The 9313-nt window shown below is 51.5% G+C and carries 7 protein-coding genes; 4 read left to right on the forward strand and 3 right to left on the reverse strand.

The genetic code is table 11. The features are described from left to right. Positions 1-288 precede the first annotated feature (288 nt). The 3 genes from epmA to OGW13_RS14855 all read left to right on the forward strand — a co-directional run bounded on the left by epmA (position 289) and on the right by OGW13_RS14855 (position 2722). Entirely contained in the window at positions 289-1266 is a 978-nt protein-coding gene (gene epmA, locus OGW13_RS14845; RefSeq protein WP_042999172.1) for an elongation factor P--(R)-beta-lysine ligase, read from the forward strand. Between the two features lie 475 nt (positions 1267-1741). Beyond that, positions 1742-2407: a hypothetical protein gene (locus tag OGW13_RS14850; protein WP_353622484.1), complete on the forward strand. Its 666-nt coding sequence runs from the start codon at positions 1742-1744 to the stop codon at positions 2405-2407. Next, entirely contained in the window at positions 2408-2722 is a 315-nt protein-coding gene (locus OGW13_RS14855) for a YjeO family protein (protein WP_287116249.1), read from the forward strand. 58 nt (positions 2723-2780) lie between these two features. Here OGW13_RS14855 and mscM read toward each other — a convergent pair whose 3' ends face one another. The 3 genes from mscM to rsgA all read right to left on the reverse strand — a co-directional run bounded on the left by mscM (position 2781) and on the right by rsgA (position 8245). Then, positions 2781-6107, reverse strand: coding sequence for a miniconductance mechanosensitive channel MscM (gene mscM, locus OGW13_RS14860; protein ID WP_042999174.1), 3327 nt, complete (start codon positions 6105-6107; stop codon positions 2781-2783). A gap of 18 nt (positions 6108-6125) precedes the next feature. Then, complete coding sequence (gene asd / locus OGW13_RS14865; RefSeq protein WP_042999175.1) at positions 6126-7097, reverse strand: archaetidylserine decarboxylase; 972 nt, start codon at positions 7095-7097, stop codon at positions 6126-6128. 95 nt (positions 7098-7192) lie between these two features. Continuing rightward, positions 7193-8245 carry a small ribosomal subunit biogenesis GTPase RsgA gene (gene rsgA / locus OGW13_RS14870; RefSeq protein WP_044327158.1) on the reverse strand — a complete coding sequence of 351 codons (1053 nt, stop codon included), beginning with the start codon at positions 8243-8245 and terminating at the stop codon, positions 7193-7195. A 106-nt stretch (positions 8246-8351) separates the two neighbouring features. On the opposite strand from rsgA, the gene orn reads away from it, so the two are divergent. Further along, positions 8352-8897 (forward strand): oligoribonuclease, encoded by a 546-nt coding sequence (orn, locus tag OGW13_RS14875; protein ID WP_042999177.1) that lies wholly within the window; start codon positions 8352-8354, stop codon positions 8895-8897. The last annotated feature ends 416 nt before the right edge of the window (positions 8898-9313 follow it).

Consider the following 9313-nt stretch of genomic DNA (forward strand, 5'->3'; position numbering starts at 1 on the left):
ATATTTCGGGTAAACCCCCTGAAACAGGTGGGGTGCGAATGCGTTTCCACTGCTCCTTTATAGGTACAACAGTATAGTCTCTGCGATGAGTGGGAAATTTGACGTGTTCGATTTTTTTAGCGTGTCAGAGGCCGGAATTATCAGTGATCTTGATTAATTTAATTACTAAACCATCGCTTTACGGTTTTTTAACTCTTCAGCCGTGTCGGAGTATTCCTGAGCAAAATTTGTTTCATTGCCGCGTTACGAGTAGACTTCGTGCCCTTGTCTTAAACTGGAGAAAGAACCATGAGCGAAACGGCAACCTGGCAGCCGAGCGCGTCCATACCTAACCTGTTAAAACGCGCGGCAATTATGACGGAAATTCGTCGTTTCTTTGCCGATCGCGGCGTGCTGGAGGTTGAGACGCCCTGCATGAGCCAGGCGACGGTCACAGACATTCATCTGTTCCCGTTCGAAACGCGTTTCGTCGGCCCCGGTCACTCTCAAGGGATGAACCTCTATTTAATGACCAGTCCGGAATATCACATGAAGCGTCTGCTGGTGGCAGGGTGTGGTCCGGTCTTTCAGCTGTGCCGTAGCTTCCGTAATGAAGAGATGGGGCGTCATCACAACCCCGAATTTACTATGCTCGAGTGGTATCGTCCCCATTACGACATGTACCGGTTGATGAACGAAGTGGATGATTTGCTGCAGCAGGTGCTGGAATGCCCGGCGGCGGAGAGCCTCTCTTATCAGCAAGCGTTCCAGCGTCATCTGGAGATTGATCCGCTGTCTGCGGATAAAACGCAGCTGCGTGAAGTTGCCGCAAAGCTGGATTTAAGCAACATTGCCGATACGGAAGAAGATCGCGATACCTTACTGCAACTGCTGTTTGCGATGGGCGTTGAACCGCACATTGGTAAAGAGAAACCGACGTTTGTGTATCACTTCCCGGCAAGCCAGGCATCACTGGCGCAGATCAGTACGGAAGATCACCGTGTAGCGGAACGTTTCGAGGTCTACTTCAAAGGTATTGAGCTGGCGAATGGTTTCCATGAGTTGACGGATGCGCGTGAACAGCAGCAACGTTTTGAACAGGATAACCGTAAGCGTGCCGCGCGCGGACTGCCGCAGCAGCCGATCGATAACAATCTGATTGAGGCGTTGAAGGTTGGCATGCCGGACTGTTCTGGCGTCGCACTGGGTGTGGATCGTTTGGTGATGTTGGCGCTGGGCGCAGAAAGCCTCGCGGAAGTGATCGCGTTTACTGTTGATCGCGCATAACTTGTTCAATCAAAAAAGCAAAGCGGCGTGTTTTTTCTCGCCGCTTTAAAGAATGCTTTTCAGTTAATATTTAACGCCCACATTTTATTTTTGTAACTTCTACCTTAAGGTTTCAACGTTAAGTCGCTGTAGATGGTTAGTATGAACGACTTCATCATATATTTATTTTACACAAGATATTTATTTAATCATTAGATGGACATTAATTGCAGAAGCTATATTGTTCTTTATATATAACGCGCTGTGTGAATATATAAACAGCATTATATATTTTCTTGTGTTTATAGATGGCTTGAATATCTTATTGTAATAAGATTGTGTTAGGCTGACATGCGTTTTTATAATTGTGATGTCTATCCCATCCTGAGTAGTTACGAAAGAGCTATTGTCTTTTCAATAGTGAGGTCTATCATAGGGTTGTTATCGTGATCAGTTCGCCTCCTTTTTGTGATATTGATGAATATGGTTTCCCTCATTGGAATGGTTGGGATTTTTTTTCCGTTGGTATGCGTTGCCCACTAATTGGCATTTTATGACAGGAAAAGCATATCTTTGGTATTACAAAACAGCCTGGTTAGTACATCATCGAATAAAAATTAAACAATATACTTATGAAGCGCGAATACCTGAATTACTCCTTGCGGGTGTTGCGGTTGCTGAAGTAGGGGGAACTCCGGAGAGATTCAAAGGTGTTGGCGTTCTGCAATTCAGACAAGTAATAGAAGAGATCCTGGGAAAGAACAACAATGAGTTGTCCAATGCAACATCTATTGGTTCTATCGCGATCCAGATAGGCGTCGCTGCCAGAACAATCGGTATTCACCCAAACACGCTTTCGCATTTTCAGCAATTTAGGTTATCACAATGCTTACTCGATGACAGTTTTAACATTCGTGTTGTAGCATTCCATTTACATGACCTTACTCTCTATGATAATCCAGATACTGATACTCTTCATCTGACTGATGAGCAAATTATATTAGCGGGGTCCAGGTATAATCGCGGACTTATACGGGCCAAAGAAGATATTATTCTCTCGATTAGAAAATCACCGGGCTCTGCAGAACGTGAATATAGTGAATATGGCCGACGAATTATAGAAAAGAAAGATATTCTACAAAAGATTTTGCAAGGAAATTAAATGAACTGGAAAGCTTTTGTTTTGAATTTTATAGGAAGCGTGATTTGTATTTTATTGATAATCATGTTGTCAACGCAAAGTAAGGAATGGTTTATCGATGGAAGGGGAATTAAAAACATCTGTGATGTCATGATGTATAATGAAAATGACGACATTGGCGCAGCTGGAATGATAATAACACTACCCATCTTTATCCCTTTCCTCTATGTGATTATATGGAAAAAACATCGCAGTATTTGGCAATATTTTGTTGTGTTAACTCTGCTGAGTTTTTGGTTATGGCGTTTTATTATTCGATATCATTTATGCCTCTAAAAAGTAGAGATTGGCTGATGGAATACAACCAACCTCTGCTGATACACGTACAAACGATTTACAAACTCCCCGCCGGACGACTTCTTCTGCCGGCAGAACTGAGCGTTTTTCCTGTTTGTCGGCCATTCAAACTTTCCAGACGCATCTGGAATGGCGGGAACGGCATATCGATACCGTGCTCGCGGAAGCCTGCCAGAATCAACTGGTGGATTTCATGGCGCAGCGGCATGCGATGACCCATCTCGGCGGCATAGATACGCAGTTCGAAGATCTGAATCCCCTGTTGTAAGTCCACAAGGAAGACTTCTGGCGCCGGGTTATCGATGACTAACGAGCAGCGGTGTGCGGCGGTTAGCAGGATTTGCGTCACCTCTTCGCTGTTCACATCGGATGGGGCCGGAATGGTCAGCACCACGCGTGTCACGGAATCAGACAGCGACCAGTTGATGAACTGCTCGGTGATAAACGCTTTGTTCGGCACGATGATCTCTTTGCGGTCCCAGTCGCTGATGGTCGTCGCGCGGGTATTGATCTTCGTTACGCTGCCTGTCAGATCGCGAATGGTCACGGTGTCACCAATACGAATCGGCTTTTCAAACAGGATGATCAGGCCGGAGATAAAGTTGGCGAAAATTTCCTGCAAACCAAAGCCCAGACCGACGCCGAGTGCCGCCACCAGCCATTGCAGTTTCGCCCACTCAATCCCGATCATCGAGAAGCCCACCAGACCGCCAATTAACATCAGCAGGTACTTGGTGATGGTGGTAATGGCATAGCCGGTACCCGGCGTGAGATCGAGGTGTTGTAGCAACGCCAGCTCGAGAAGCGCAGGCAGATTACGCACCAGTTGGGTGGTGATGATAAACACCAGAATCGCGATCAGCACCGCGCCCAGCGTAATGGGTTCTAAACTTTCAACCCCTTGCACCGTCGAGGTGACGTCCCACAGCGAGATGTTTTCGAGGAAGCCGAATGCGGAGTGAATTTCCGACCACAGCACAATGACCGACAGCAGGGCGATCAGCATCAGGATGGAACGCACCAGACGGAGCGACTGGGCGCTGATAGCATCAAGATCGACTTCGCTCTCATCAACGTCGATGGTCCCTTCCAGACTGGTTGAATGAGCCGGCTCTTCTTCGCCACGGGCGCGCTGGGCCAGCATTTCCGCACGGCGGTGCTTGGCACGGTCAAAGGCCAGTCTGCGACGCTGAATTAGCATCCAGCGGCGAATGACGTGGTAAATCACCAACAGCAGGAACCAGATGGCGACGGAGGTTTCCAGTCGCGCCAGCAGCGCCTGTGACGTCGCCAGATAGCCCACGGCGGCAGCCAGTATCGCCACCACCGGCGCGCCTATCATCAGGTTCCACAGCATGCTGTTCACGATATTGTCGCCGCTGCCCTCTTTATCGAGATAGAGCGGGATCCCGGCTTTTTTCAGGCTCAGGGTGACCAGTGCCAGCGCGCCGCAAATCAGCATAAAGCACAGGCGACCGAGCGAGCCAGAAAACTCCCGATCGTTGAGGTTATCAAACATGATGAGCGCCATAATCAGCGGCACGATAAGCCCGATACTCATCAGATAATAACGCATCGCACGTGACACGCGTTCGCGCGGCCAGCCAAAGTGGGCGATAAACAGGCCATTGGGCCGGGCAAATGTCGCGCAAATCATCACGACCCACAGCAGCGGCACCGTCGCCGTGACGCCATCGCCTATCGCGACGGCAAGCGGATAAGGCCAGGCCTCGCGCAGTCCGTATCCCAGCGTCATCCACAGTACTGGCAGCGGCGAGGCCACCAGTATCGACCAGAATACGGTACGCAGCGTCAGCCAGAAGTGATCCTGCGTCACCTTGCCCACTCGGGCGGCAGAACGCTCCAGAAAACGGGTAAAGTGGCGACGCGAGTAAATGCTGAACCCGACCAGAATCAACGCGCCAAACAGCGGCAGCAGGGTATCTCTGCTGGTCAGCATCATCACGCTGGCCTGACCTAACTGGCTGAAGGTGTCGAGTGAGATCAGCCGACGCAGATCCTGCACGATATCTATCGGCCAGGAGAATGACATTGGACGAACGTCTGAGGTCCAGAACAGATAGCGGTGGGTCGCTTCGTTCACCTCTTTCAACGCATCTTCAAGCTGGCTATTGGAGACCTTCAGCTTGGTCAGTTCAAGGATCAGCGTGTCGCCGCCCTGTAACAGCGAATTCAGCAGCTCACGTTGGGTGCGCAGTTGCGCCTCAAGAATACGGTTTTGTTCGGCGGTGAGCGGCTGCCCGTCCGCCTGATGGAGCTGGCGCAGCTGAGGCTGCTTATTGAGCTGATCTTCATAGCGCAGACGCTGGACGCGCAGTTGCGCCATTTCAGTATCCAACTGCTGGGGTTTGGGCATTTCCGGCAGACGTGCCACCTGGGCGCGTAACGCTTCACCCAACAGGTTAGACGAGCCTAACCATTGCGACTGTTCACGCAGCGTCGTCAACGCCTGACGTACCTGCTGAGTCTGGCTGGCGGCCTGACGTTGCTGAGAGGCGACGAGATCCATGCGCTGCGCCTGCTGATTCAGCGCGGCTGACAGTTCCCGGTTCACTTTGAACTGGGCGACAATATCCGGCGGTAAATCAGCGCTGTTCTCCGCCAGTAACTCGGTACTTTCCAGCGCCCGTTCGGCTTCACGCTGGCGCTGGCTGTTGAGCTGATTGCGCAGTGCCTGTAAATACGCATCCAGTTGCTGGCTCTGTTTTTCCGCCAGTTCCGAGCGCATACGAGCCAGTTCCTGACGGTTGTTGGCCGACAACTGCGCCAGCTCCAGCTCATCAACCAGCGCTTTCAGGCGAGCGGATTCAGCCTGCATGCTGAAATTTTGCGCCTGGTTGAGCGGGGTGTTGCCGGTGGCGCTGCCAATACGGCGTTCAATTTCGTTGAGCTGTCGGCGGGCATCGGTTTGCTGCTGAGGCAGTTGGCTTAATGAGTCGGCAATCTCACGGGCGCGTTCCTGCTCCTGCTGGGCCTGACGGCTTTTTTCCAGCAGCTGGCTACTGACCTGGAGAATTTCCTGATTCAGCGCATCAGTCGTCATGCCCGGCGATACGCTGCGGGGTTCATCGCGCAGATTGGTTAACTGCGCGCGCAGGCTGGCGGACATTTTCGGGAAATTATCGATAACCTGCTGATATTGCTGTGCGCGTTCGAGAGAACCTTTACGTTCCTCGAGCGCGTTCAACGCAGACTGAAGGGCTTCAACAACATCAGGCTGAGCAGGCTTTGCGGATTTCGCCTGCTCCAGTTCCTGAGTGATTTGTTTGGCGTCGGGGGCGGTTGCAGCGTACGCCCCCTGGCTGAGGCACCAGGCCATCAGAAACGCGATAATCAGGCGCACAGCAACGTCCTTCTACTATTAGGTTTCGTCTTTCTTATCGTCGACCAGCGGACTGGCGTCGTGTTCAGCTTTGATCTCTTCATCTGGCAGTGGTGCAGGCTCGGCGTCGACTGGCGCAACGAATGTCTCTGTGGAGATCGCCAGCGGCTGACCAATTTTGGTCACAGAGAGGCTCTCAAGCTGCTCGACCAGATTCACTTTACCTGGCGCAAACAGGTTGATCACCGTGGAACCCAGTTTAAAGCGACCCATTTCCTGACCCTTCAGCAGCGCCACGGAGCCTTCGCTTTCTCCGGCAGGCCAGGTCCAGCGTTTGATCACGCCCTCGCGCGGCGGCGTGATGGTTCCCGCCCAGACGGTTTCGATACTGCCAACAATCGTAGCACCGACCAGAATTTGCGCCATTGGGCCAAACTCCGTATCGAACAGGCAGATAACACGCTCATTACGGGCAAACAGGTTTGGAACGTTCTGGGCCGTCAGATGATTAACCGAGAACAGATCGCCCGGAACATAAATCATCTCACGCAGAATGCCGTTACATGGCATGTGCACGCGGTGGTAATCACGCGGTGACAGATAGGTGGTCACAAACGACCCGTTACGGAAAAGATCCGCCATCAGGTAGTTACCAGCCAGCAGGGCTTCCAGGCTGTAGTTGTGGCCTTTGGCCTGCAGGATCTTATCTTCTTCGATAGCGCCTAACTGGCTGATGACACCGTCAGCCGGCATGACCAGTACGTTCGGATCGGTATTCAACGGGCGAACGTCGTCACGCAGTGGGCGGACAAAGAAATCATTGAATGAGCGGTAGCTGGCGGTATCTGGCTTCTGCGCTTCTTTCATATCGACCTTGTAGTACTTCACGAACAGATCGATAACCAGCTTAGTCAGCCATCCCGCTCGTTTGCTCGCGCCCCAGCCCGCCAGGCGAGTGAGCCATAGTTTCGGCAGAATGTATTGTAGCGAAAGTTTAAATGAGTTTAACAAGGTAGCCTCCAGGCTATTGTTTTATCGTTCCTGACCCGGCGTTGATGCCGGATCCTGAAAAAGGGGGACGATTCTAGCGATGCTTAGCTTAGTTGTCAGTCATCGGTATCAGAAAAGTTTTTACGCGTTTTTACCTGCGACATGCTTTCGAGAATACGGTGATAATTTTCGAAACGGGTTTCCGCAATTTTCCCGTCCTCTACGGCGGCACGAATGGCGCAGCCTGGGTCAGTGTCGTGCTTACAGTCACGATATTTGCACAGCCCCAGATAGTCATGAAATTCGACAAAGCCATGGGTGATTTGTTCCGGCTCCAGGTGCCACAGGCCGAATTCACGCACGCCAGGGGAATCGATGACGTCGCCGCCATGTGGGAAGTGGTAGAGGCGGGCCGCGGTGGTAGTGTGCTGCCCCAGACCGGAGTTGTCAGAGACATCGTTGGTGAGAATGGCTTCCTGCAGACCGAGCAATGCGTTGAGCAGGCTGGATTTCCCAACGCCGGACTGACCGGCAAAGATGCTGATGCGCCCGGTCAACGCTTCTTCCAGCGGTTTCAGACCATCCTGAGTGTGGCTGGAGACCATCAGCACGCGATAACCGATATGACGATAGATATCCATCTGCTCATTCACAAACGCCATGCTTTCGTCATCCAGCAGATCGATTTTGTTGAGCACGATGATCGGCTCAACCTGCAATGTCTCACAGGCCACCAGATACCTGTCGATAATATTGAGTGACAGCTCCGGTAAAATCGCGGAGACAATGACAATCTGGTCGATATTGGCGGCAATGGGTTTTACGCCATCGTAGAAGTCCGGGCGCGTCAATACCGAGGTACGTTCATGCACCGCCTCGACGATGCCTTTGACGTTGACCCCTTCCGCAGCCGCTTTGCCGGGACGCCAGACCACACGGTCGCCGGTCACTAGCGAGCGTATCGTCCGGCGAATGTTGCAGCGGTGAATTTCACCGTCGGCAGATTCGACGTCGGCATGCATGCCAAAACGGCTAATGACGATCCCTTCAGCGGTCTCGCCAAACAGGTTGTCATCGTAGTCTGGCTTCTCCTTAGACGTTTTAAGACGACGCTGGTGATTAGCGTTCACGCGGCGCTGTTGGCCTTTGGAGAGTTTATTTTTACTCAATCGTACTGGCTCCTGGTCGCCCATGTTGGGCAAAACATCTATGATACACACAATTCTAGTTGAGAGTAGTCACACAGAATGTGACGTATGAGGGGTGGAAAATAGCATGAGTGCCAATGAAAACAACTTGATTTGGATTGATCTGGAGATGACCGGTCTGGATCCCGAGCGCGATCGCATAATTGAAATCGCCACACTGGTCACCGATGCCAACCTGAATATTCTGGCTGAAGGGCCAACGATTGCTGTTCATCAGTCTGATGAACAGCTGGCACTGATGGATGACTGGAACGTGCGTACCCATACCGGGAGCGGGCTGGTGGAGCGAGTGAAGGCGAGCACAATGGGTGAACGTGAAGCGGAACTGGCGACGATTGAATTTTTGCAAGCGTGGGTGCCAGCGGGTAAGTCGCCAATCTGCGGGAACAGCATCGGACAGGATCGCCGTTTTTTGTTTAAGTACATGCCAGAACTGGAAGCGTATTTCCATTACCGCTACCTGGATGTCAGCACGCTGAAAGAGCTGGCTCGTCGCTGGAAACCCGAAATTCTGGACGGTTTGAGCAAGGAAGGAACGCACAAGGCGATGGATGATATCCGCGAGTCGGTGGCGGAACTGGCTTACTATCGTGAGAATTTTATTAAGCTTTAAAAGGTGGCTATGCCGGGTGGCGGCTTTACCTTACCCGGCCTACAGTTTACATCCGGGAAGCTTGCGTATACCGAAGATTGCCGCTAAATTACTCGCTTTGCTGATAAAATCGCCACTCAAACGAAATTCACAAAAAATTGCGTTTGAAGGGGTTGCAGGAGAAAGGATTTCTCGTATAATGCGCCTCCCGTAACGACAGAGAATTATGCGTTACGGCAGCAACAAATTTTAATCAAAGCATTTCATGTTGCAGCAAGGCGGCAACTGAGCGAATCCACAAGAGCTTACTTAAGTAAGTGACTGTGGTGAGTAAAGGCAGCCAACACAGCAGCAACATGAAAGACGAAGATTAAGCGGGAATAGCTCAGTTGGTAGAGCACGACCTTGCCAAGGTCGGGGTCGCGAGTTCGAGTCTC

The sequence above is a fragment of the Citrobacter sp. Ca225 genome (genome assembly GCF_030337175.1).
GTDB lineage: Bacteria > Pseudomonadota > Gammaproteobacteria > Enterobacterales > Enterobacteriaceae > Citrobacter_A > Citrobacter_A amalonaticus.

Coding starts and splice junctions, on each gene's coding strand:
- orn (WP_042999177.1), top strand. CDS start 8,352: ATGAGTGCCAATGAAAACAACTTGATTTGGATTGATCTGGAGATGACC.
- epmA (WP_042999172.1), top strand. CDS start 289: ATGAGCGAAACGGCAACCTGGCAGCCGAGCGCGTCCATACCTAACCTG.
- OGW13_RS14855 (WP_287116249.1), top strand. CDS start 2,408: ATGAACTGGAAAGCTTTTGTTTTGAATTTTATAGGAAGCGTGATTTGT.